At 69.9% G+C, this 22409-nt stretch carries 23 protein-coding genes; 17 read left to right on the forward strand and 6 right to left on the reverse strand.

The features are described 5' to 3' along the window. Positions 1-8 precede the first annotated feature (8 nt). Together ACFQS9_RS19450 and ACFQS9_RS19455 are read left to right on the forward strand one after the other, a co-directional pair. Entirely contained in the window at positions 9-1514 is a 1506-nt protein-coding gene (locus ACFQS9_RS19450; protein WP_378407676.1) for a glycerol-3-phosphate dehydrogenase/oxidase, read from the forward strand. A gap of 112 nt (positions 1515-1626) precedes the next feature. Then, positions 1627-2181: a DinB family protein gene (locus ACFQS9_RS19455; protein ID WP_378407678.1), complete on the forward strand. Its 555-nt coding sequence runs from the start codon at positions 1627-1629 to the stop codon at positions 2179-2181. A gap of 106 nt (positions 2182-2287) precedes the next feature. Here the strand turns inward: ACFQS9_RS19455 and ACFQS9_RS19460 are convergent, their stop codons facing one another. Then, a complete protein-coding gene (locus ACFQS9_RS19460) occupies positions 2288-3103 on the reverse strand; it encodes a DUF1206 domain-containing protein (protein WP_378407679.1) in 816 nt (271 codons plus the stop codon). A gap of 184 nt (positions 3104-3287) precedes the next feature. Between ACFQS9_RS19460 and ACFQS9_RS19465 the strand changes: the two genes are divergently transcribed. The 5 genes from ACFQS9_RS19465 to recX all read left to right on the forward strand — a co-directional run bounded on the left by ACFQS9_RS19465 (position 3288) and on the right by recX (position 6937). After that, a complete protein-coding gene (locus tag ACFQS9_RS19465; RefSeq protein ID WP_378407681.1) occupies positions 3288-3686 on the forward strand; it encodes a low affinity iron permease family protein in 399 nt (132 codons plus the stop codon). Between the two features lie 37 nt (positions 3687-3723). Next, complete coding sequence (locus ACFQS9_RS19470; RefSeq protein WP_378407683.1) at positions 3724-4872, forward strand: glycosyltransferase; 1149 nt, start codon at positions 3724-3726, stop codon at positions 4870-4872. A gap of 22 nt (positions 4873-4894) precedes the next feature. Beyond that, positions 4895-5089 carry a DUF3046 domain-containing protein gene (locus tag ACFQS9_RS19475; protein WP_378407685.1) on the forward strand — a complete coding sequence of 65 codons (195 nt, stop codon included), beginning with the start codon at positions 4895-4897 and terminating at the stop codon, positions 5087-5089. 236 nt (positions 5090-5325) lie between these two features. After that, the gene (recA, locus tag ACFQS9_RS19480) at positions 5326-6369 is read left to right on the forward strand and encodes a recombinase RecA (RefSeq protein ID WP_378407687.1); all 1044 of its coding nucleotides are present in this window, start codon (positions 5326-5328) and stop codon (positions 6367-6369) included. Positions 6370-6376: 7 nt separating this feature from the next. Then, on the forward strand, positions 6377-6937 hold the full coding sequence (gene recX, locus ACFQS9_RS19485; RefSeq protein ID WP_378407689.1) for a recombination regulator RecX: 561 nt from the start codon (positions 6377-6379) through the stop codon (positions 6935-6937). A 739-nt stretch (positions 6938-7676) separates the two neighbouring features. Here the strand turns inward: recX and ACFQS9_RS19490 are convergent. From ACFQS9_RS19490 to gluA, 4 genes are all read right to left on the reverse strand, one after another. After that, positions 7677-8567: an amino acid ABC transporter permease gene (locus ACFQS9_RS19490; protein WP_378407691.1), complete on the reverse strand. Its 891-nt coding sequence runs from the start codon at positions 8565-8567 to the stop codon at positions 7677-7679. After that, positions 8564-9244, reverse strand: a complete 681-nt coding sequence (locus ACFQS9_RS19495; RefSeq protein WP_378407693.1) for an amino acid ABC transporter permease — start codon at positions 9242-9244, stop codon at positions 8564-8566. Before ACFQS9_RS19495 ends, ACFQS9_RS19490 begins: the two co-directional genes overlap by 4 nt. Positions 9245-9329: 85 nt before the next feature. Continuing rightward, entirely contained in the window at positions 9330-10163 is an 834-nt protein-coding gene (locus tag ACFQS9_RS19500; RefSeq protein ID WP_378407695.1) for a glutamate ABC transporter substrate-binding protein, read from the reverse strand. Between the two features lie 56 nt (positions 10164-10219). Next, the gene (gene gluA / locus ACFQS9_RS19505; RefSeq protein WP_378408272.1) at positions 10220-10948 is read right to left on the reverse strand and encodes a glutamate ABC transporter ATP-binding protein GluA; all 729 of its coding nucleotides are present in this window, start codon (positions 10946-10948) and stop codon (positions 10220-10222) included. Positions 10949-11096: 148 nt separating this feature from the next. On the opposite strand from gluA, the gene ACFQS9_RS19510 reads away from it, so the two are divergent. From ACFQS9_RS19510 to ACFQS9_RS19525, 4 genes are read left to right on the forward strand one after another with little or no spacing between them, the layout of a single operon-like run. Then, positions 11097-11546 carry a group III truncated hemoglobin gene (locus tag ACFQS9_RS19510; protein WP_378407697.1) on the forward strand — a complete coding sequence of 150 codons (450 nt, stop codon included), beginning with the start codon at positions 11097-11099 and terminating at the stop codon, positions 11544-11546. Positions 11547-11603: 57 nt separating this feature from the next. Beyond that, complete coding sequence (gene miaB, locus ACFQS9_RS19515) at positions 11604-13154, forward strand: tRNA (N6-isopentenyl adenosine(37)-C2)-methylthiotransferase MiaB (RefSeq protein WP_378407699.1); 1551 nt, start codon at positions 11604-11606, stop codon at positions 13152-13154. Continuing rightward, complete coding sequence (locus ACFQS9_RS19520; protein ID WP_378407701.1) at positions 13151-13726, forward strand: Rv2732c family membrane protein; 576 nt, start codon at positions 13151-13153, stop codon at positions 13724-13726. Before miaB ends, ACFQS9_RS19520 begins: the two co-directional genes overlap by 4 nt. Positions 13727-13781: 55 nt before the next feature. Next, entirely contained in the window at positions 13782-14765 is a 984-nt protein-coding gene (locus ACFQS9_RS19525; RefSeq protein WP_378407703.1) for a tellurite resistance/C4-dicarboxylate transporter family protein, read from the forward strand. On the opposite strand, the gene ACFQS9_RS19530 is transcribed toward ACFQS9_RS19525, so the two are convergent. Further along, positions 14762-16117 (reverse strand): DUF349 domain-containing protein, encoded by a 1356-nt coding sequence (locus tag ACFQS9_RS19530; protein ID WP_378407705.1) that lies wholly within the window; start codon positions 16115-16117, stop codon positions 14762-14764. The two genes, ACFQS9_RS19525 and ACFQS9_RS19530, sit on opposite strands and share 4 nt — an antisense overlap. Positions 16118-16307: 190 nt before the next feature. Here ACFQS9_RS19530 and ACFQS9_RS19535 point away from each other — a divergent pair, with 190 nt between their 5' ends. The 6 genes from ACFQS9_RS19535 to ACFQS9_RS19560 all read left to right on the forward strand — a co-directional run bounded on the left by ACFQS9_RS19535 (position 16308) and on the right by ACFQS9_RS19560 (position 22371). Continuing rightward, complete coding sequence (locus tag ACFQS9_RS19535; protein ID WP_378407707.1) at positions 16308-17024, forward strand: class III extradiol ring-cleavage dioxygenase family protein; 717 nt, start codon at positions 16308-16310, stop codon at positions 17022-17024. Beyond that, entirely contained in the window at positions 17021-17932 is a 912-nt protein-coding gene (gene miaA / locus ACFQS9_RS19540) for a tRNA (adenosine(37)-N6)-dimethylallyltransferase MiaA (RefSeq protein ID WP_378407709.1), read from the forward strand. Before ACFQS9_RS19535 ends, miaA begins: the two co-directional genes overlap by 4 nt. Then, a complete protein-coding gene (locus ACFQS9_RS19545) occupies positions 17929-18804 on the forward strand; it encodes a TrmH family RNA methyltransferase (RefSeq protein ID WP_378407711.1) in 876 nt (291 codons plus the stop codon). Before miaA ends, ACFQS9_RS19545 begins: the two co-directional genes overlap by 4 nt. Positions 18805-18938: 134 nt before the next feature. After that, the gene (gene dapF / locus ACFQS9_RS19550) at positions 18939-19808 is read left to right on the forward strand and encodes a diaminopimelate epimerase (RefSeq protein ID WP_378408275.1); all 870 of its coding nucleotides are present in this window, start codon (positions 18939-18941) and stop codon (positions 19806-19808) included. A gap of 45 nt (positions 19809-19853) precedes the next feature. After that, complete coding sequence (hflX, locus tag ACFQS9_RS19555; RefSeq protein ID WP_378407713.1) at positions 19854-21323, forward strand: GTPase HflX; 1470 nt, start codon at positions 19854-19856, stop codon at positions 21321-21323. Beyond that, a complete protein-coding gene (locus tag ACFQS9_RS19560) occupies positions 21316-22371 on the forward strand; it encodes a hypothetical protein (RefSeq protein WP_378407715.1) in 1056 nt (351 codons plus the stop codon). The genes hflX and ACFQS9_RS19560 overlap by 8 nt, the downstream gene beginning before the upstream one ends. The last annotated feature ends 38 nt before the right edge of the window (positions 22372-22409 follow it).

Raw genomic sequence — 22409 nt, forward strand, 5'->3', positions numbered from 1 at the left:
GAGCAACGGTGAACCAGCAATCGAATTCGGCGCTGAACGCGGACCGGCGCAGCCGGGAACTGGCCGCCCTCGGTGACGGGGTGGCGGTGGACGTGCTCGTCGTCGGCGGCGGCATCACCGGTGTCGGCACCGCCCTCGACGCCGCCTCGCGCGGCCTGCGGGTGGTGCTCGTCGACAAGCACGACCTCGCGTTCGGGACGAGCCGATGGAGCTCCAAGCTCGCCCACGGCGGGCTGCGATACCTGGCCTCGGGCAACGTCGGCATCGCGCGGGAGAGCGCCGTCGAGCGCGGGATCCTGATGACGCGCACCGCGCCGCACCTGGTCCGGGCGATGCCTCAGCTCGTGCCGCTGCTGCCGTCGGTCGGGACCTTCGAGAAGTCCCTGGTGCGAACCGGATTCCTGGCGGGCGACGTGTTGCGGGCCACCGCCCGGACGTCGGCGAAGGTGCTGCCGAGATCGCGCCGGGTCTCCGCCGACCGCGCCGCGGAGCTCGCGCCCGCGGTCCGGCGGGACGGCCTGCGCGGCGGGCTGCTCGCGTTCGACGGCCAACTCGTCGACGACGCCCGGCTGGTGGTGGCCATCGCGCGCACCGCGGCGCAGCACGGTGCCACCGTTCTGACCCGGGTGGGCGCGTACGACGTGACCGGGACCTCGGCGCGGCTGCGCGATGAGCAGACCGGTGAGGAGCTGACGATCCGGGCCCGCGCGGTGGTGAATGCGGCGGGGGTGTGGGCCGGGCAGGTCGATCCCGACATCCGCCTGAAGCCCAGCCGGGGCACGCACCTGGTGTTGCCCGCGCAGGTGCTCGGCAATCCGACCGCGGCGCTGACGGTGCCGATCCCGGGGGAGACCAACCGATTCGTGTTCGCGTTGCCCGCGCAACTCGGCCGGGTCTACCTCGGCCTCACCGACGAGGCGATCGAGGGCGAGATCCCCGACGTGCCGCAGGCCGCGGACTTCGAGATCGACTTCCTCCTCGACACGGTGAACACGGCGCTGGGGACGCCGCTGACCAGGGCGGACGTGCTGGCGACCTATTCGGGTCTGCGGCCGTTGCTCGACACCGGTGAGGGCAAGACCGCCGATCTCTCCCGCAACCACGCGGTACTCCGCTCGTCGAACGGCGTCATCAGCGTGGTCGGCGGCAAGCTCACCACCTACCGGAAGATGGCGCAGGACGCGGTCGACGCGGCCGTCCGCGCGGGCGGGCTTGTGGCGGGGCCGTGTGTGACCACGAAGCTCCCGGTCGTCGGCGCTGGGCCGGTCACGGGCGACCTGCCCACCTCGCTCGTCGCCCGCTACGGCAGTGAGTCGGCCCGGGTGGCGGCGGCGGGTGAGCTCACGCCGATCGCCGAGGGCATCGACGTCACGCATGCCGAGTTGGCGTTCGCGGTCAGCCACGAGGGTGCCCTCGACGTCGACGACCTGCTGGACCGCCGCACCCGCATCGGTCTGGTGCCCGCGGATCGCGAGCGGGCGACGCCGGCGGCCGAGGCCGCGCTGAACGGCTGACGGCGAGGTTTTTCAGGTCTTCTCCGCGACCCCGGCAATTGAGGACCGTTTCCGACCGCAATTGCTCGTAGCGTCATCCCTACCAACCAACAGGCAAGGGAAGGCCGATCACATGAGCACAGTTCAGAACGTAGCCGCACAGTCCACGGTCCCCGGAGAGCACGCCGACATCCTGGCGATGCTGGCCGACCAGCGTCAGACGTTCCTCATCACGGTTCGGGGACTCGACGACGCGCAGGCACGGACCCGGTCCACGGCGAGCGAGCTGACCCTGATGTCCCTCGTCAAGCACGTCGCCACCACGGAGCGGCACTGGATCGAGACGATGCTCGAACGCGACGAGAACGCCGAGTTCGACATGGTGACCGCCACCGAGGCGTGGACCGTCGGCGAGGACGCGACCCTGGCTTCGCTGCTCGAGGACTACGCGGCCGTCGCACGCGCGACCGAGGCGGCGGTGGCGGGACTGCCGGACCTGGGCGTACTCATCCCGATGCCGACCGCGCCGTGGGCCCCCGAGCGCGAGTGGTGGTCAGCCCGAAAGATCCTGCTGCACATCCTCCGGGAGACCGCGCAGCACTCGGGTCACGCGGACATCATCCGCGAGTCGCTCGACGGCGGGAACACCACGATGCAGATGGGGGCCGACGCCGGCATGGAGTTCTGAGCCCGCGCACCCTGACGATCCGCGGAGTCACCACGCTGGACGTGGTCGGCGGTGGGCCGCCGGGCTCGGGCCCTGAGCGGGTTGGTGCGCGGCTGAACAGCGCTGCTCACATCTTGGCGTATCGCGCCATGGCGAAGCTGTACAGCCCGTAGGTGATGATCCCCACGCCGGCCAGCACGAGGAGAACGACTCCGTAGGGTTGGGCCAACAGGGTCTTGAGGACGCCGTCGAGGCCGGTGGCCTTGGCCGGCTCCGCTTGGCCCGCGGCGAGGACGAGCAGCAGCCCGATTGCCGCGATGGCCATTCCTTTTGCGATGTATCCCACGATGCCGAGGCGCCGGACGAGGTCACCTGTATCGCCCTTGAGGTCCTCGACGAAGCTCCGGCTCGCTCCCTTGTAGACGTGGTAGCCGCCGACCGCGATGATGATCAGGCCGACCGCGATCAGTGCGATTGTTCCGGCGCCGGTCTGCATCATGCGCGCGCTGAGCCCCGAACTCTGGGCACTGCTGGACTTCCCACTGCCCCGGGCGAATCCAAACGAGGCGAACGCGAAGGCGAAGTAGACCACCGCCAGGGCGAAAGCCTTGATGCGATTGGTCACTTCGGACGCTACGCTGTCGGACCCCGGCTCTGACGACTTACCAAGCGCCGCTTCGGCGAGACGCCACAATGCCATCACCAGGAACGCGAGAGTGCCAATCCACAGTGCGAACTTGCCGCCTTGCTTGCTCGCCAACTCCGCCATCGCCCCGGATTGGTCAGCGGCGCCGCCCGCGCCGCCGAGGGCGATCCTGATCGCGATGTAGCCGATGATCAGGTGGACAATGCCGCTGACGACGAAGCCCGCGCGCGCGAATCGTTCGAAGAGGCTGTTTTGCGCCACTTGCGTCGCGGTGGAGGAAAGGTCGCTCTCGGGCATTACGGTGTTCAGTGTTTGAAGGCGTCGGCCGTGTGTTCGATCTTCTTCGCAATGCTCATCGCTCTGTGCTGCTTTCCTGGCTGTGAGACCCGTCTAGTCAACGCCGGAACTCAACGACTGTCCATGCCCGCACGACATTTCGGTAGCCTTGGATGTCCATCGAGTGCGCGGAGCGGAGTAGGCGATGGAGCGGAGAAGTGACGCGGCGCAGACCCGGCGGCGCGGGGATCGGCGTTCCGCGTTCGAGCGGTTCGTCGAGCAGGCCGAACTCCGGGTCAGTCAGGCGCCCTTCTTCTTCGTGTGCGCCGGGTTGGTCGCACTCTGGTTGGTCAGCCTCCCGCTGTGGACCGATCTGAAGACATGGCAGGTCGCCATCCACACCGTCGCGAGCGTCTTCACCCTGCTGCTGGTGGTGCTACTGGAGAACGCGAGCCGGCGGGCCGACGAGGCCGCGCAGGAGAAGCTCAACGTCATCGCCGAGGCGTTGGCCGCGCTGATGGAGTCGTCCGCGGTGCACGACCCGGCGCTGCGCGAGGCCGCGACACGGCTCCGCGATGCCGTCGGCCTGGAAGCGCGTCACTGAGGTCCGGGCCCTCCGGCCGCTGTGGCACCCTGATCGGATGCGAGTCGCCGTCGTCGCCGGACCGGATCCGGGCCATGCCATTCCCGCCATCGCGCTGTGCCTGAGATTCATTGCGGCGGGTGACGATCCGGTTCTCTTCACCGGGGCCCGCTGGCTGGAGGCGGCACGGGGAGCCGGCATCACCGCCCGCAAGCTGAAGGGCCTGGCGCCACGGCCGGAGGACGACGACATGGACGCGGGCCAGCGGATCCACTCGCGGGCCGCGCACATCTCCACCGAGGTGCTGCCGGATCTGAGCGCCATGCTGCCGGATCTGGTGGTCTCCGACATCCTGACCGCGGGCGGCGGGATGGCCGCCGAGCGCCTCGACGTGCCCTGGGTGGAGCTGTCGCCGCACCCGCTCTACTCGGCCTCAAAGGGCCTGCCGCCGATCGGCAGCGGTCTCGCGCCGGGGGAGGGTCTGCGCGGTCGGACCAGGGACGCCCTGATGCGGGCCGCCACCGGTCGGTCGATCCGGCAGGGTGAACGTCAGCGATCCGTTGCCCGGGTCGGCGTGGGGCTGCCCGCGACGGATCCGGGGCCGGTCGCACGGTTGATCGCGACCCTGCCCGCGCTGGAGGTGCCCCGGCCGGACTGGCCGGAGAACGCGCACGTGGTCGGCCCGCTGCTGTGGGAGCCGACGGCGGATCTGTTGGCGCCGCCGCCCGGTGACGAGCCGCTGGTGACGATCGCGCCGTCGACCGCGTTCACCGGCGCCGAGGGCATGCTGGAGACGGCGCTGAAGGCCCTCGACGGTGCGGGCGTGCGGGTGGTTGCCTCGATGCTCGACGAACCGCCGACCGGGCTGCCGGACTGGGCGCGCGCGGGCCTGGGCCGGCAGGATGCCCTGCTCGCGCAGTCCGCCGCGGTCGTGTGCGGCGGCGGTCACGGCATGCTGGCCAAGACACTGCTGGCCGGCGTTCCGGCGGTCACGGTGCCGGGCGGGGGGGACCAGTGGGAACTGGCGAACCGCGCGGCCAGGCAGGGCAGTGCGGCGGTGGTGCGCCCGCTCGGCGTCGACGCCCTGCGTTCGGCCGTCCTGCGGGTGCTCACCGAGCCCGGTTTCGGCGAGGCCGCCCGGAGCGCTGCGGCCAGCCTGTCGGACGTGGCCGACCCGGTCGCGGTGTGCAGGGCGGCGGCCCGGTGACGATGCGCGCTACCGTTGCCAGGTGCGACTGACCGAGTTCAATGAGATGGTCCACGGCGAGTTCGGCCGACTGTACGGCGACTCGTTGCTGGTGGACCACGTCCTGCTCAGCCTGGGCGGCAAGACCGCGGCCGAGGCCATCGAGGCAGGTCGGGACCCCCGCGAGGTCTGGCGTGCGCTGTGTGCCGAGTTCGAGGTCCCGCGCGCACGCTGGTGAACCCGCTCGCCCGATTCGCCGGGCGCCACGCCGCCTCGGGTAGTTGACTCGAACAGGTGTTCCCCTATGCTGGATCGTGTTCGGTGATCTCACGGATCGGCGACGCTGTGCGATCGACAAAGTCTGCTGATCACGAACTTGTCGGTACCCCGCTCTACGGTGACGGCATCGCATGAAACAGATCGCTGATGAACCCCAGATCGCTGGACGAGTCGTTGACTTAAGGAGAACCGAAGATGGCACCACAGGCACACGATCGCGACAAGGCGCTCGAGCTCGCACTGGCGCAGATCGACAAGAACTTCGGCAAGGGTTCGGTGATGCGCCTCGGGGACGAGTCTCGTCAGCCCATCGCGGTGATCCCGACCGGATCCATCGCGCTGGATGTCGCGCTCGGCATCGGCGGTCTGCCCCGCGGTCGTGTGATCGAGATCTACGGTCCGGAATCCTCCGGTAAGACCACGGTCGCGTTGCATGCGGTCGCCAACGCACAGGCCAACGGCGGCATCGCGGCCTTCATCGACGCCGAGCACGCTCTCGATCCGGACTACGCCAAGAAGCTCGGCGTCGACACCGATGCGCTGCTGGTCTCCCAGCCGGACACCGGCGAGCAGGCCCTGGAGATCACGGACATGCTGATCCGCTCCGGCGCGCTCGACATCCTGGTGGTCGACTCGGTCGCGGCGCTGGTGCCCCGCGCCGAGATCGAGGGTGAGATGGGCGACAGCCACGTCGGCCTGCAGGCTCGCCTGATGAGCCAGGCGCTGCGCAAGATCACGGGCGCGATGAGCAACTCCGGCACCACCGTCATCTTCATCAACCAGCTCCGCGAGAAGATCGGTGTCATGTTCGGCTCGCCGGAGACCACCACCGGCGGTAAGGCGCTGAAGTTCTATGCGTCGGTTCGAATGGACATCCGGCGAATCGAGACCTTGAAGGACGGTTCCGATGCGGTCGGTAACCGCACGCGGATCAAGGTGGTCAAGAACAAGATGGCCCCGCCGTTCAAGCAGGCCGAGTTCGACATCCTCTACGGTCACGGAATCAGCAAGGAAGGCTCGCTGATCGACATGGGCGTCGAGCACGGCTTCATCCGGAAGTCGGGTTCCTGGTTCACCTACGAGGGCGACCAGCTGGGGCAGGGCAAGGAGAACGCCCGCAAGTTCCTGCTGGAGAACACCGACATCCGCGACGAGATCGAGAAGAAGATCAAGGAGAAGCTGGGTATCGGCGCCGACGTGACGGCGGACGCGACGCCCGCGGCCCCGGTCGACTTCTAGGACCCTCGTGCGCTCCGGTGACGATGCCCCCCGGACCCCGGCCGCTCAGGAGGCACAGGCGAAGGATCTGTGCCTGCGCCTCCTGACGGATCGGGCGCGTAGCCGGGCGGAGCTGGCCAAGAAGCTCGCGGACAAGGGCTTCGACGAGGATGTCGCCGTGCGGGTGCTCGATCGGCTCACCGCGGTCGGCCTGATCGACGACGCGTCCTTCGCGGCGCAGTGGGTGCATTCGCGGCACACCTTCTCCGGCAAGGGGAAGCGCGCGCTGGCGATGGAACTGCGCACCAAGGGCGTCGCACCAGAGGTGGCGGCCCAGGCCCTCGGCCAGATCGACGGTGACGACGAGCGAGCCCGCGCAACCGATCTGGTGCGGCGGAAGCTGCGCACCACCTCGCTCGATTTCCCGGTGGACGGCCCGGGAGGGCGCAGCTCCGAGCGCGAGCGCACCGTTCGACGCCTGGTCTCGATGCTCGCCCGACGGGGGTATCCGCAGGGAATGGCATTCGACGTGGTCAAGTCGGAGCTTGCGCGCGCCGGCGCGGACACCGAGGACCGGCCTGACGGATGAATCCCCACGGCGGGCGCGCTTTTCAACCCCTCGATAGCCCCAGTTGAAAAGCGCGCGCGCGATCAGTTGCTGGAGCCGGCGGCCAGACCCCCGAGCACCTGGCCGACGAGGCCGATGAGGGCGAGGGGGACGGTGTCAGACGAGATCATGGAGAACCCTTTCCGTGGCGCGCGCTGCGCGAACGTGCGTCGCCCCGATCGGGGCGACGCAACATTTAATCTCCTGATCACCTTTCCGCGGAAGTGTGATACTCATCATCATTAATGTGTCCGGCGGGGTGGGATCTGCGGGTGGTGCCCGGTTTGGATCGGAGGTATAAGGCCGAGGTCATCCCGTTCAACGGGTTGGTTGCCGGTCAGCTCCATTTCGGTCGAGGCCGATGACCGGTCATGCCTGCTATGGACGAGATCGGATCACCTGCAGTTCCGGCGCCGGATCAACCCAGTTGCGGCGCCCGGCCAACACTGTGAGGAGCCCACGTGACACGAGAGGGAAGTATCCGGGTCGGTGGCCGGACCGTCACCTATCTCGAAGCCGGCGACCCCGGTGGTCCACTCGTCCTGCACAACCACGGGGGCCCTCGAGTCGGCTCGAGGGCCGCGATGTTTGATCGGTATGCGAAGGCCAACGGCGTGAGATTCGTTTGCGCGGACCGGTCACTTCATCGCCCTCAGTCACGCGAACGACATTCTCGCGCTGGCGGCGAACGATCTTGCGCCGGCGCCGAACTGAGACCTGATCAGTCGCCGGTGATGTCGATGCCCGGCGCGGCGACGGCGGCTCCGCCCGCGGGCACCGGGGTCACCTTGCCGCGCTTGCCCGTTCGCAACCGCTTCTCGACCCGGGTGGCGAGCATCGTCAGCGCCGAGTTCAGCACGATCATGATCGCGGCCACCACCAGCAGCGCCGGTAGGTAGTTGCCGTAGAACGAGCCGAGCTGCTGGCCCGAGCGGACCACCTCGATGTAGCCGATGAGGTAGCCGAGTGCGGAATCCTTCAGCGCGACCACCATCTGGGAGATGATCGCGGGCAGCATCGCCGTCACCGCCTGCGGCAGCAGGATGGTCCGCATGATCATGCTCTTGCGCATGCCGAGCGCCTTCGCCGCCTCGGTCTGGCCCTTCGGGAGCGACCTGATGCCGGCGCGGACGATCTCGGCGATGACCGATCCGTTGTAGAGCGTCAGTCCGGTGACCACGGCCGCGAGCGCCAGGTACTTCGACTTGAAGATCTGGTAGTCGGCGAAGAACTGGTACGCGAAGATCATCAGGATCAGCACCGGGATCGCGCGGAACAGTTCGACGATGAACCCGGCTACGCTCCGGATCACCCGGTGATCGGACATTCGGGCGATGCCGAGCACGGCGCCGAGGATCAACGCGAGCACGATCGAGAGCGCTGCGGCGATCAGGGTGCCCCGGATGCCGGGGATCAGGTACGTCGTCCAGGACGTGGACTCGGTGAACGGGCTCCATTTCTCGGAGGTGAGCTGGCCCTTCGAATCCAGGGCGCGGTACACGAGGTAGCCGACGACACCCAGCGCCACCGCGACGGCCACCGACAGCAGCCGGTAGACGTTGCGCGCCTTCGGGCCGGGGACGTCGTAGAGGACGGTCGGTTCGGCTCTCATCGGGCCACCTCCATCCGCTTGCCCAGGTAGCCGAACAGCAGACCCATCGGCAGGGTCAGGATCACGAACCCGAGGGCGAAGATGCCGCCGACCACGAAGATGGCGGCCTCGCTCTCGATCATCGTCTTCATCAGCAGCGATGCTTCGGCGACGCCGATCACCGAGGCGATCGTCGAGTTCTTGGTGAGCGCGATCAGGACGCTGCCCAGCGGCGCGATCACCGACCGGAACGCCTGCGGCAGCACGATCAGCCGGAGGTTCTGTGCGAAGGTCAGGCCGAGCGAGCGCCCGGCCTCCGCCTGGCCGACGTGCACGGTGTTGATGCCCGCGCGCAGCGACTCACAGACAAACGCGGCGGTGTACACGCTCAGCCCCAGAATCGCGAGTCGAATGTTGTTGTCCGCCAGCGACGTCGGCGAGCTCTCCGGTGCCAGCCGGATGCCCATGGTCTGGTACAGGCCGAACGAGCAGAAGATGATGATCAGCGTCAGCGGGGTGTTGCGGAAGATCGTCACGTAGGCAGCGCCGATCCACCGGGCCACCGGGATGGGGGAGACGCGCATGGCGGCCAGCACCGTGCCGATGATGAGCGCACCCACCGCGGACAGCGCGGTCAGCTTGATCGTCATCCAGAATGCGGAGATCAGTTGATCCCAGTACTCGCTGAGTATGTCCACGTGGCCTCTCCCCGGGGCAGATGGTGCCGTGACGGCCGCCGCCGACGGGCCCGGTCGGTCCGGTCCCGTCGGCGGCGGGCGACGACTAGTAGCGGTCGACGGTGGGCGGAGCGGGGATCGGGTAGCCGGACGGGCCGACGTTCTTCTCCAGCGCGGCCTGCCAGGAGCCGTCCGCGATCATCGCCTCGATCGCGTCGTTGATCTTGTTCCGGGTCTCGGTGTCGCCCTTGGCGAGCCCGATGCCGTAGTTCTCAGTGGTGAACGGCTGCCCGACCACCTTCAGCTGCCCCGGGTACTGGGCGGCGTAGCCGGCGAGGATGACCGCATCGGTGGTCACCGCGTCCACCGCGCCGTTGCGCAGCGCCTCGACGCACGCCGAGTAGGTGTCGAACTCCTGGAGCTGGACTTCCTTGGCGTAGGTGTCCTTGACCTTCTGTGCCGGCGTCGATCCGGTCACCGAGCACAGCTTCTTGCCGCCGGTCAGCGACTCGGGGCCGGTGATGTCGGTGTTGTCGGAGCGCACCAGCAGAGACTGGCCGGTGGTCAGGTAGGGGCCGGCGAAGTCGACCTTCTCCTTGCGGGCGTCGGTGATCGAGTAGGTGGCCACGATGTAGTCGACCTCGCCGTTCTGGATCAACGTCTCGCGCTGGGCCGAGGGCGACTCCTTGAACGTGATCCCGGAGGCGGGCACGCCCAGCTTGTCGGCCACGTAGGTGGCGACGTCGACGTCGAAGCCGCTGAACGAGCCGTCGGGATTGCGCAGTCCGAGGCCGGGCTGGTCGTACTTGATGCCGACGGTGAGCTTGCCGCTCTCGGCGCTCTCCGAGGCGCTCTTCTGCTCGTCGCCCCCGCAGGCGGTGGCGACGACGGCGATCGCGATCATGCCGACACCGAGTCGTAGCGCGCGATTGATCCTCATGGCGTTCCTCTCTGTGGTCAGAACATTGGTGAAGCGTGGTGGCCGGCGACCAGGGCTCAGTGGCCCAGGATCTTGCCCAGAAAGTCCTTGGCGCGGTCCGTCTTCGGTGCGGTGAAGAAGGAATCCGGATCGGTGTCCTCGACGATCAGGCCGTCGTCCATGAACAGGACGCGGTTGCCCGCCCGGCGGGCGAACCCCATCTCGTGGGTGACCACGAGCATCGTCATGCCCTCCTTCGCCAGCGAGATCATCACCTCGAGAACCTCGCTGACCATCTCCGGATCCAGTGCGGAGGTCGGCTCGTCGAACAGCATCACCTTCGGATTCATCGCGAGCGCCCGTGCGATCGCGACCCGCTGCTGCTGGCCGCCCGAGAGTTGCGCCGGGTACTTGTCCGCCTGGTTGGCGATGCCGACCCGCTCGAGCAGCTCCATCGCCCGCTGCTTGGCCTCGCTCTTGCCCTTCTTGCGGACCTTCACCGGCCCGAGCATGACGTTCTCGAGAATCGTCTTGTGCGCGAACAGGTTGAAGGACTGGAACACCATCCCGACGTCTGCCCGCAGCGCGGCGAGCGCCCGGCCCTCGGCGGGAAGTTCCGTGCCGTCGATCGCGATGGTCCCGGAGTCGATCGGTTCGAGGCGGTTGATCGTCCGGCACAGCGTGGACTTGCCCGACCCGGACGGTCCGAGCACGATCACGACCTGGCCGGTGGGAACCTCGAGGTCGATGTCGCGCAGCACGTGCAGGTCGCCGAAGTGTTTCTGGACCGACCTCATCGAGATCATGGTGGGGGAGTCGGCCACCGAGGTGGCGGACCCCGGTTCACCCGCGTTCGTCATAGCCCAAGACCCTAGGGGGTCAGGACGGCGCACCGCATCCTTTGCGCCTCTCGCCGCGCCGGGCCCCCGGTAGGTTGGCGGGGGCGAGCCGGCGATGACACAGGGGGAACACATGATCGGGGACCTGACCTGCCGGGCGGACGTCGAGGCTCTGCTCCGACGGTTCTACGGACGGGCCCTGGTCGACGACCTGCTCGCCGAGCCGTTCACGGAGGTGCGGGAGCAGGGTCTCGAGTCCCATCTACCGGTGATGTGCGACTTCTGGGAGACGGTGTTGTTCGGCGCGGGCAAGTACCGGGGCAGCGCGCTGCGGGTGCACCAGCGGGTTCGCGGGCAGCACCCGTTCGGGGCCGAGCACTTCGATCGCTGGCTCGCGCTCTGGCACCAGACCGTCGACGAGATGTACGCGGGCCCGCACGCCGACCGTGCCAAGGTCCAGGGCGCGGGGATCGCGACGTCGATGAACCGGCGGTTGTCGGGGCTGCCCAGCATGGCGGCCGAGGCCCTGCGGCTCGGTGTGCCCACCTCGGTGCCGCCGGCCTGAGGGACCGGGCAACGTGGGCGTGCGAGCGCCCACGGGCGGGGCCGTACCCTGGTTGACGTGGACACGATCGACCGAGAGACCCCCGCGGCGCCGAGCGACTTCGAGAACCAGGCGGCGCGTAGCTACGAGGTACGCACCTTCGGCTGCCAGATGAACGTGCACGACTCCGAGCGTCTGTCCGGATTGCTGGAGGACGCCGGGTACACCAAGGCGGCGCCGGGGTCCGAGCCCGACCTGCTGGTGTTCAACACCTGCGCGGTCCGCGAGAACGCCGACAACAAGCTGTACGGCACCCTCGGCATGCTCCGCCCGACGAAGGCGTCGCACCCGGGCATGCAGATCGCGGTCGGCGGTTGCCTGGCGCAGAAGGACCGCGACACCGTGGTCAAGAAGGCGCCCTGGGTGGACGTGGTGTTCGGCACCCACAACATCGGGTCGCTGCCGACGTTGCTCGATCGTGCCCGGCACAACCAGCGGGCCGAGGTGGAGATCCTGGAGTCGCTCGAGGCCTTCCCGTCCACGCTGCCCGCCAAGCGTGAGTCCGCCTACGCGGGCTGGGTGTCCATCTCGGTCGGCTGCAACAACACCTGCACGTTCTGCATCGTGCCCGCGTTGCGCGGCAAGGAGGTGGACCGCCGCCCCGGCGACATCCTGGCCGAGGTGCAGGCCCTGGTCGACGAGGGCGTCCTCGAGGTGACCCTGCTCGGGCAGAACGTCAACTCCTACGGCGTCTCCTTCGCCGACCCCGATGTCCCGCGCGACCGGGGCGCCTTCGCCGCCCTGCTCAGCGCCTGCGGGAACATCGAGGGACTCGAGCGGGTCCGGTTCACCTCACCGCACCCCGCCGAGTTCACCGATGACGTGATCGAGGCGATGGCCACCACGCCCAACGTGTGCCCGCAGCTGCACATGCCGCTGCAGTCGGGCTCCGATCGCGTGCTCAAGGCCATGCGTCGCTCCTACCGCAAGACGAAGTTCCTCGGCATCATCGACAAGGTCCGTGCGGCGATGCCGCACGCCGCCATCACCACCGACATCATCGTGGGCTTCCCCGGCGAGACCGAGGAGGACTTCCAGGAGACCCTCGACGTGGTCCGGCAGGCGCGTTTCACCAGTGCATTCACCTTCCAGTACTCGAAGCGGCCCGGCACCCCCGCCGCCGAGATGGAGGGGCAGCTGCCGAAGGCGGTGGTCCAGGAGCGGTACGACCGGTTGATCGCGCTGCAGGAGCAGATCACCCTGGAGGAGAACCAGAAGCTGCTCGGCGCCGAGGTCGAGCTGCTCGTCGCCGCGGGCGAGGGCCGCAAGAACGAGGCGACGCGGCGGATGAGCGGCCGCGCCCGCGACGGAAGGCTGGTGCACTTCCGCCCGGAGGGCCGGCTCGACGGCGACCTCCGCCCTGGCGACGTGATCACCGCGACGATCACCGGTGCCGCCCCGCACCACCTGATCGCCGACGGCCCGGTCCTGACGCACCGCCGCACCAGGGCGGGCGACTCGCACGAACGTGGCATCACCCCGAAGACGCCGCCCATCGGCGTCGGGCTGGGCCTACCGCAGATCGGCGCGCCCGCGCCGCTGCCCACCGCAACCGGATGTGGAGCATGAGCAAAGACGCGCACGAGGACCCGATCGAGCAGTACCGCAAGGACATCGACGCCGCCGAGCGAAAGGTCGCCGGGGAGATCGATCCCGGGATGCGCGCGGTGGTCGTCGCGGTGGCCGTGCTGGTGCTGCTGCTCTCGTTCATGCTGTCGCACACCGGGTCCGCGAACGGCTGGGACGTGCTGGCCGGTGACGACACCGCGCTCGCGGAGTCGATTGCGCTGCCGTCCCGCGTGTTCGTGTGGCTGGCAATGGTGTTCGGCGTCGGGGTGAGCGTGCTGGCGCTGGTCACCCGGCGCTGGGCGCTGGCCTGGATCGCGTCCGCCGGCTGCGCGGTGGCCTCCGTGTTCGGCATGCTGGCGATCTGGTCCCGGCAGACGCTGCCCGCGACGGATCCGGGCGGCGGGCCCGGCATCGGCCTGATCCTCGGCTGGATCGCGGTGCTGGTCCTGACGTTCCACTGGTTGAAGGTGGTGTGGAGCCGCACCGCCGTGCAGCTGGCCGCGGAGCAGGAACGCAGGCAGCGGACGGCGGAGGCCGAGCAGCGGACGATCTGGGGCGACGAACAGGACTGAGTCCGCGACCGAGATTCGCCCGGCGCGGCGGCGTACCGGCCGTCATGCTGAGGCCATGCACAGTCGTCCTGAGGAGATGGTCGGCGCGGGCCGCGCCCTGAACGCGGTGCCACCGGGCGCCGGCGCGGCCGCGATGGCCACCGGGATCGTGTCGGTCGCGCTCCACTCGGCCGGCATCGAGTGGTTCTCCAGAATCTGGCTGGTCGTCGCGGTCGGCATCTGGGCGGTGCTCGTCGGGATCTTCCTCGCGCGGCTGGTCGGCGACCGGGCCCGCTGGGAGACCGAGGCCGACACCCCGGCCGCGCTGACCGCGGTCGCGGCGACCACGGTCCTGGGCACCCGGGTCGCCCTGCTCGGCTGGGACGCGATTGCGGTGTTCGCGCTGTGCCTGGCTGTCCTCGTGTGGGTGGTGTTGATGCCCGCGGTGATCGGGCACTGGACCGGACCGACCGTCGGCGCGCACTTCCTGCTCTGCGTGGCGACGCAGGGGCTGGTGGTCCTCGGCGCCACCCTCGCGGTCGAGCTGCGCGCGCCGTTCCTGACCGCGGCATCGGGTGCGGTGTTCGTGCTCGGCCTCATCGCCTACACGGCCGTGCTGGCACGCTTCTCGTTCGCGCAGTTCAGGATCGGCGCGGGCGACCACTGGGTGTGCGCCGGCGGGCTCGCGATCAGCGCGCTCGCGGCCGGCAAGCTCGTCGCCGCGACGGACGCGGCGGACTGGAACGGTTGGCCGCACACCGTGATCCGGGTCGGCGCCGCGGTGATCCTGGCCCTCGACCTCGCCGGGTATCTGGCATTGGCGATCTGCGAGGTGCGATGGCCGCGCCTCGGATTCGACGTCCGGCGCTGGTCCACCGCATTCCCGATGGGGATGACCGCCGCGGCGACGATCACGGTCGCCGGCGCGATCGGAGCGCCCTGGCTCAGATCGATCGGGCTCGTCCTGATCTGGCCCGCCGTGGCGCTGTGCCTGGTCCTTCTCGTCGCCTCCGCCAGGCACCTGGTGTCCGCGGGAACCGCGGACACCAGCGCCGGCTAGCGTCCGTTGACCGCGCCCTCGGCGGCTTCGGCCCACTCGCGCCACTGCTGGGCCTGAGCGAGGGCCTTCTCGGCGTCCTTGGTCTTACCCGCGGCGGTCGCCTTCGCGGCCTGGTCCTCGAACTGGGCGACCCGCTCGCGGAACTGGGCGGCCCGGGCCATTGCCTCGGGATCGGTTCGGCGCCACTGGGTGTCGGCGGCGTCGCGCACCTTCTTCTCGATCGCGCGCAGCTTGCCCTCGAGGTCGTGCATGCGCTCGCGCGGGACCTTGCCGATGGCGTCCCACTTGTCCTGAAGGTCCCGCAGCGCGGCGCGGGCGGCCTCGAGGTCCTTGTCGGGGTCGATGTCCCCGGCGTCGCGCAGCAGCGCCTCCTTGGCGGTGGCGTTCTCGTCGAACTCCGCGTCGCGCTCGGATGCTGCGGCGTTGCGGGCGGCGAAGAACACGTCCTGGGCGCCCTTGAACCGCTTCCACAGGGCGTCGTCGGCGTCGCGCGGTGCGCGGCCCGCGGCCTTCCACTCGGTGAGCAGGTCGCGGAAGGCGGCGGCCGTCGGGCCCCAGTCGGTGGAGTCCGACAGGGCCTCCGCGCGGACCACGAGTTCCTCCTTGACGACCTTCGCGGAGGCGCGGTCGCGGTCGAGCTCCGCGAAGTGCGCGCCGCGCCGCCGGTTGAACGCCTCACGGGCCTTCGAGTACCGCTTCCAGAGCGCGTCGTCGACCTTGCGGTCCACGCCGCGGATCGTCTTCCACTCGTCGAGGATCTCGCGCAGCCGATCGCCCGCGGCCTTCCACTGGGTGGATTCGGCGCCGATCTGCTCGGCCTCCGCGGCGAGCTCCTCCTTGCGGTGGGTGTGTTCCTCCCGCTCGTGCTCGCGTTCGGCCTTCGCGGCCACCGCGGCCTGCTCGGATTCCGCGACGATCACGTCCAGCCTGCGCGTGAGCGCGTCGATGTCCCCGATCACTGCGGCCGTCGGCAGCGACTCCGACAGGGCGACGGCGGCGGCCTTGGTCTTCTTCGCATCGCCGGCACCCGAGACGAGGCGGGCCTCCAACAGGGCGACCTCGGTGGCCAGGTCGTCGTAGCGGCGGCCGAAGTGAGCCAGGCCCTCGGCCGCGTCACCGGCCTGCCAGGAGCCGATCTGACGCTCGCCGTCGGCGGTCCTGACCCAGGCCGTGCCGTCCTCGTCGACCCGGCCGAAGAGGCTGGGATCGCTCGGTGGAGCCACGGTCGGCGGGTGCGCTACGGCGGGGGCGGGCCCGGCGGCCGACGGCTTGACCACGCCGGGCTTGGGTGCGCCGGGCTTGGGTGCTCCGGGCTTCGGGGCGCCTGGCTTGGGTGCGCTGCTGTCGGTCATGACTCCTCATCTCTGCCGCGCGTCACGGCTGCCGGTGCGTCGTAGGTCTCAGTGCCACTCGTGGGTGTGGGTTCCATTCAACCCGCTGCAAGTGGCCACGACTATTGAAACAGGTCAGACCTCGAAGTCGGGGATTGCTGCACAATGGGCGGCGCGGCACCGCCGCGGGCGTCGACTACCGTGGCCCAGTGTGTTCACCGCCGCGGCTCTCGTGTCCTCGCCACCCCTGCTGATACCCGAACTGGCGGGCGGCGCGGCGGCGGAGACGGCCGGATTGCGGGTGGCCTCGACGGACGTCGCCGCTCGACTCGGCGAACTCTCGACACGCTGGACCGCGATCGGCGTCGGACGCACCGAATGCGAGTTCCCGGCCACCACCTCGGGGAGTTTCCGCGGGTACGGGGCGGATGTGCGGGTCGCATTGTCCGACGAGGCCCCCGAGGCGTTCGACCCCGATCTGCCGTTGGCCGCGCTGATCGCCGGTTGGCTACGCGCCGCGGCCCCCGCCGAGACCGTCGTGGACGCGATCATCGTGGCTGAGGACACCTCGCCGGTGTATTGCGCCGAACTCGGGGTTCGGCTCCGTGAACGCCTCGACGCGGAGCCGCTGAACCACGGCGTCCTGGTGGTCGCGGACGGTGCCCGGACACTGACCGCCAAGGCTCCGGGTGCCTTCGACGAGCGCGCACCCGAGGCGCAGGGAGAACTGGACCGGGCACTGGACTCCGGGGACACTGAGTACCTGGCGGAACTCGACCCGGTCGCGTGCCTGGACATCGGGATCGAGGGTCGCGCCGCCTGGCAGGTGCTCGCCGGGCTGTTCGGGCGCAGGCCGAGAGCGACCCAGACGTATTACCAGGGTGCGCCGTACGGAGTCGGATACCACGTCGGCATGTGGTTGCCGTGACGGCGCGCGCGCCGATCGCGGTCGTCGGCCCGACCGCGACCGGGAAGTCCGACCTCGGCCTCGACCTCGCGGAACGGCTCGGCGGCGAGATCGTCAACATCGATGCGATGCAGCAATACCGTGGCATGGACATCGGCACCGCCAAGCTGCCGCCGGATCAGCGCCGTGGCATCCCGCACCACCAGCTCGATGTGCTCGAGGTCACCGAGACGGCGACGGTGGCGAACTACCAGCGCGCGGCTCGGGCTGACGTCCAGGCGATCGTGGCCCGCGGCGCGGTGCCGATCATCGTCGGCGGTTCGATGATGTACGTGCAGTCCCTGCTCGACGACTGGTCGTTCCCCGCCACCGATCCCACGGTGCGGGCGCGCTGGGAGGCGGTGCTGGCCGAGCGCGGCGTGGCGGGGGTGCACGCGGAACTGGTCAAGGCAGACCCGGAGGCCGCCGCGACGATCCTGCCGACCGACGGCAGGCGGATGGTGCGGGCCCTCGAGGTGGTCGAACTCACCGGCAGGCCGTTCGCCGCCTCCGCACCCGTCATCGGCGAACCGCGTTGGGGGACCATTATTCTCGGTGTGGATCGCGACACCGCGGAACTCGACGAGCGGATCGGGCTGCGCACCCGGTCGATGTTCGAGGGCGGTCTCGTCGAGGAGGTGCTCGGCCTGATCGAGGTGGGACTGCGCGAGGGTGTGACGGCCCCGCGGGCCATCGGCTACGCCCAGGTGCTGGCCGCGCTCGACGGCGAGTACGACCTGGAGCAGGCCCGGGAGCTGACCCTGATCGGGACCAGGCGGTACGTCCGTAGGCAGCGTTCGTGGTTCCGGCGCGACCCGCGGGTGCACTGGCTCGACGGTGGTGACCGCGATGTGATCTCTAGGGCATTGACGATTGTGGGGAGCCAGTGAGCAAGAAGCCGGTGAGCAGACTCGCGGCGCGCGACGCGCGGGTCACGGTGCGCAATGCGCGATTTCAGCAGTGGGAGTCGTATCTGAACACCCGCGCCAAGCGGACGAAGTCCGCGCGGTTCCTCATCCAGGGTGTGCGACCGCTGACGCTGGCGATCGAGCACGACTGGCCGCTGGAGACGCTGCTGTATCGCCTCGACGGACCCCCGCTCTCGTCCTGGGCCCGCGGGGTCCTCGACGGCTGGCGGCACGAGAAGGTCGGCGTCAGTGGCGAACTCATGGCGGAGCTGGGGGAGAAGGATGCCTCGCCCGAGCTGATCGCGGTCGCCAAGCAGCGGCACCGTGGGCTGGGTTCGCTCGCCCTCACCGGTGCGTCGCCGTTGCTCGTGGTGTTCGACCGGCCGTCCTCGCCGGGCAACCTGGGCACCCTCATCCGGTCGGCGAATGCCTTCGGGGCGGACGCGGTGATCGTCGCCGGGCACGCGGCCGATCCGTACGACCCGCACTGCGTGCGCGCCTCGACGGGCTCGCTGTTCGCGGTGCCGGTGCTGACGGTCGCGGACTCGGACGAGGTGCTGGCCTACCGGGCGCGGGTCCGCGACGGCGGTACCGAGCTGCGGATCGTCGGCACCGACGAGGACGGCGACGTGGCGATCTTCGAGAACGACTTCACCGGGGGCACGATCCTGGTCATCGGCAACGAGACCCGTGGGATGAGCGCCTCCTGGCGCGCGGCCTGTGATGTGACCGTGAGCATCCCGATCGGGGGCGCGGCCAGCTCCCTCGGCGCGCCGAGCGCAGGCGCGGTCAGCCTCTACGAGATCGCGAGGCAGCGCCTGGGTGCCTCGCCGAAGGGACGGGAGCACCGATGAGCGACGAGTGGGACTCGGACTGGCAGTCGCATCCGGACGTGTCTTCGGCGGCCATCGCCGGCCGCCTCGCCGCGCGGATGGCCCTGTTCGCCGGGGTGGGCGAGCCGTACCCGCCGCTCGGTAGCATGATCGGCATGGAATTCAGCAAGGGCCACGGCACCGAGAACGACTTCGTGGTCCTGCCGGATCTCGACGTGCGCCTGGATCTGCGTGCCGAGCGGGTCGCCGCGCTGTGCGACCGACGCCGTGGACTCGGCGCGGACGGGGTCCTGCGGGTCGCCAGGGCCGGGGCCCTGCGCGCGGCAGGCGTGCTCGAGGCGCTGCCGGAGGGCGTGGGCGACGACGACTGGTTCATGGACTACCGCAACGGCGACGGCTCGATCGCCGAGATGTGCGGCAACGGGGTCCGGGTGTTCGCGCACTACCTTCGCGCCACCGGCCTCGAGGGGGCTAGCGAGTTCGTCGTCGGCAGTCGCGCGGGCGCCAGGCCCGTGGTCGTGCACAGCTGCGACGGCTGGACCGCCGACGTCACCGTCCAGATGGGAACGGTCACCGAGCTCGGGACCTCCAGTGCCATCGTGGCGGGCCAGACCTTCACCGGGCTGGGCATCGACGTGGGCAATCCGCACCTGGCCTGTGTCGAGGAGTCGCTCACCGCCGACAAGCTCGCGGCGCTCGACCTGACCGCGGCGCCCGCGTTCTCGGCGGCCTTCTTCCCGCACGGGGTGAACGTCGAGATCCTCACCCCGCTGGTCGACGGAGTTGTCGACATGCGCGTCTACGAGCGTGGCGTCGGCGAGACGCGATCCTGCGGCACCGGGACCGTCGCCGCCGCCGCGGCGGCGCTGCGGGCCGACGGCCGCGAGGAGGGCGAGGTCCGGGTGCGGGTGCCGGGCGGGGAGGTCCTCGTCGCCGTGCGCGGGGGCGCCGCCGAACTGCGTGGGCCGTCGGTTCTGGTCGGGTCCGGTCGCATCGACGACGACTGGTGGAACGCGCTCGCGTAATTGCGCGTGCACCAGGAGGGTCGGTCGTGGGACCATGGGTCCTGTATGACGAAAACACCGCGTATCACCAAGACACCGATCCTCGATCACCTCGACGGCGACGAACACGACACCGACTGGGCGGGCCACGATCCGTCGGTCGGCGAGATGCAGCTGGACGAGCGCAGTGCGCTGCGACGGGTGGCCGGACTGTCCACCGAGCTCACCGACATCACCGAGGTCGAGTACCGACAGCTCCGCCTCGAACGGGTGGTGTTGGTCGGGGTATGGACCCACGGCACCGCAGCCCAGGCCGAGGCGAGCATGGCCGAGCTGGCCGCGCTCGCCGAGACCGCGGGCTCGGAGGTCCTGGAGGGCCTCGTGCAGCGCCGCGACAAGCCCGACGCCGCAACCTACATCGGCTCGGGCAAGGCCGGCGAGCTTCGTGAGGTGGTGCTCGCCACCGGCGCGGACACGGTCATCGCCGACGGCGAACTGACCCCGGCCCAGCTCACCGCGCTGGAGAAGGTCGTCAAGGTCAAGGTGGTCGACCGGACCGCGCTGATCCTCGACATCTTCGCTCAGCACGCCACCTCGAGTGAGGGCAAGGCGCAGGTCGCGCTCGCCCAGATGCAGTACATGCTGCCCCGCCTGCGCGGCTGGGGTGAGTCGATGTCCCGGCAGGCCGGTGGTCGCGCGGGCAGCAACGGCGGTGTGGGCCTGCGCGGACCGGGTGAGACCAAGATCGAGACCGATCGCCGCCGGATTCGTGAGCGGATGGCCAAGCTGCGCCGCGAGATCAAGGAGATGAAGGGCGCCCGCGACACCAAGCGCACCCGCCGGCTGCGGAACGAGGTGCCCTCGGTTGCGATCATCGGGTACACGAACGCGGGCAAGTCCAGCCTGCTCAACTCGCTCACCGGCGCGGGCGTGCTGGTGCAGAACGCGCTCTTCGCCACCCTCGACCCGACGACCAGGAAGGCGGAGTTCGAGGACGGACGTCAGTACGTGCTGACCGACACCGTCGGGTTCGTGCGGCATCTGCCGACCCAGCTGGTGGAGGCGTTCCGGTCGACGCTGGAGGAGGTCGCCGACGCCGATCTGCTGCTGCACGTCGTCGACGGTTCCGATCCGCTGCCGACCGATCAGATCAAGGCTGTGCGCGAGGTGGTCACCGAGGTCCTCCGCGAGACCGACGCGCCCGCGCCGCCGGAGCTGTTGGTGGTCAACAAGATCGATGCCGCGGACCCGGTGACGCTCACCCAGTTGCGCGGGGTGCTGCCCGGTGCGGTGTTCGTGTCCGCACGGACCGGCGAGGGGATCGCCGAACTGAGGGAGCGGCTCGCGGAGATCGTCAAGGCGCCGGAGGTGGAGGTCACGGTGCTGGTGCCGTACACCCGTGGCGACCTGGTGGCCCGCATTCACGCGGACGGCCGGATCCTCGGGTCGTCGCACGAGCCGGAGGGCACCCTCGTCCGCGCGAAGGTGCCGGAGGCGCTGGCCTCGGCGCTGCAGGACTACCGCCACAGTGCGTAGCCGCCTCGCGGCGGTGGCCGTCACGGTCCTGGGTTCGGCCGCCCTCGCCGTGCTGCCCGTGTCGGCCCAGCCGAACTCGAGCCCCGGTTCGATCGAGATCGTCGACGCGCCATTCGAGAACCTCTGCACTCCAACGGATTCCGCATTGGAGGAGGTGTCCGGTCTGGCGGTCACCGATGACGGGATCTACGCGGTCGCCGACAGCGGGACGGACGATGCGGTCCGGGTTCTCGACGATCAGTGCCGGGTGACCGGCACGTTGCCCCAGCCAGTCGACCCGTTCGACGTGGAGGATCTCGCGCAGGCCGACGGGCGGTTGTGGCTCTCGGACACCGGCGACAACGCCGGTGCGCGGACCACCGTCGCGCTGACCGACATGGACACCAGCACTGGCGCGGGCACATTGCGCAGGCTCACCTACCCGGACGGCGCCCACGACGCGGAGGCGATCCTCCTGGGCAGCGACGGGGTCCCGGTGGTCGTGACGAAGGAGCTGTTCGGCGCGAGCGGCATCTATCGGCCCGCCGGTGCACTGCGCGCCGAGCAGTTGCCGAGCCCGGGACCCACCGCGTTGGAGCGGGTGGGGCAGATCGGTTTCGAGCCCACGGAGACACCGGGCGGCCCGGTCCCGTTCGCGGGCGGGGCCATGATCACCGGCGGCGCGGTCAGCGGGGACGGCACGGTGGTGGCGCTGCGCACCTACACCGACGTGTACCTGTACCCGGCGCCGGACGGCGATGTCGTGGCGGCGCTGACCGGCGCCGAACCGATCCGGGTGCCGATGCCGGACCAGCCGCAGGGCGAGGCCATCGCCTTCACCCCGGCCGGGGACCTGCTCAGTGCGTCCGAGGCCGACGGCGGGCCGCTGCCACCGATACGGGTCCTGTACGGGGCGACGGAGCTGGTCACATCCACGACCGGGGAGGCGGGAATTGCCCTGCAGGTGGACCCCGGGGCGGTGATCGCCGCGGGCGTCGGCGCCGGGCTCGTGGTCACCGTCGGCGGCGCGCTGTGGTGGCGGGCCCGCTCGCGACGTCGACGGAACTGAACAGTTGTCGGGTTCTGATCGGTAGGCTCCATGCCGGT

It is taken from the genome of Rhodococcus daqingensis (assembly GCF_042665615.1).
GTDB lineage: Bacteria > Actinomycetota > Actinomycetes > Mycobacteriales > Mycobacteriaceae > Rhodococcus_G > Rhodococcus_G daqingensis.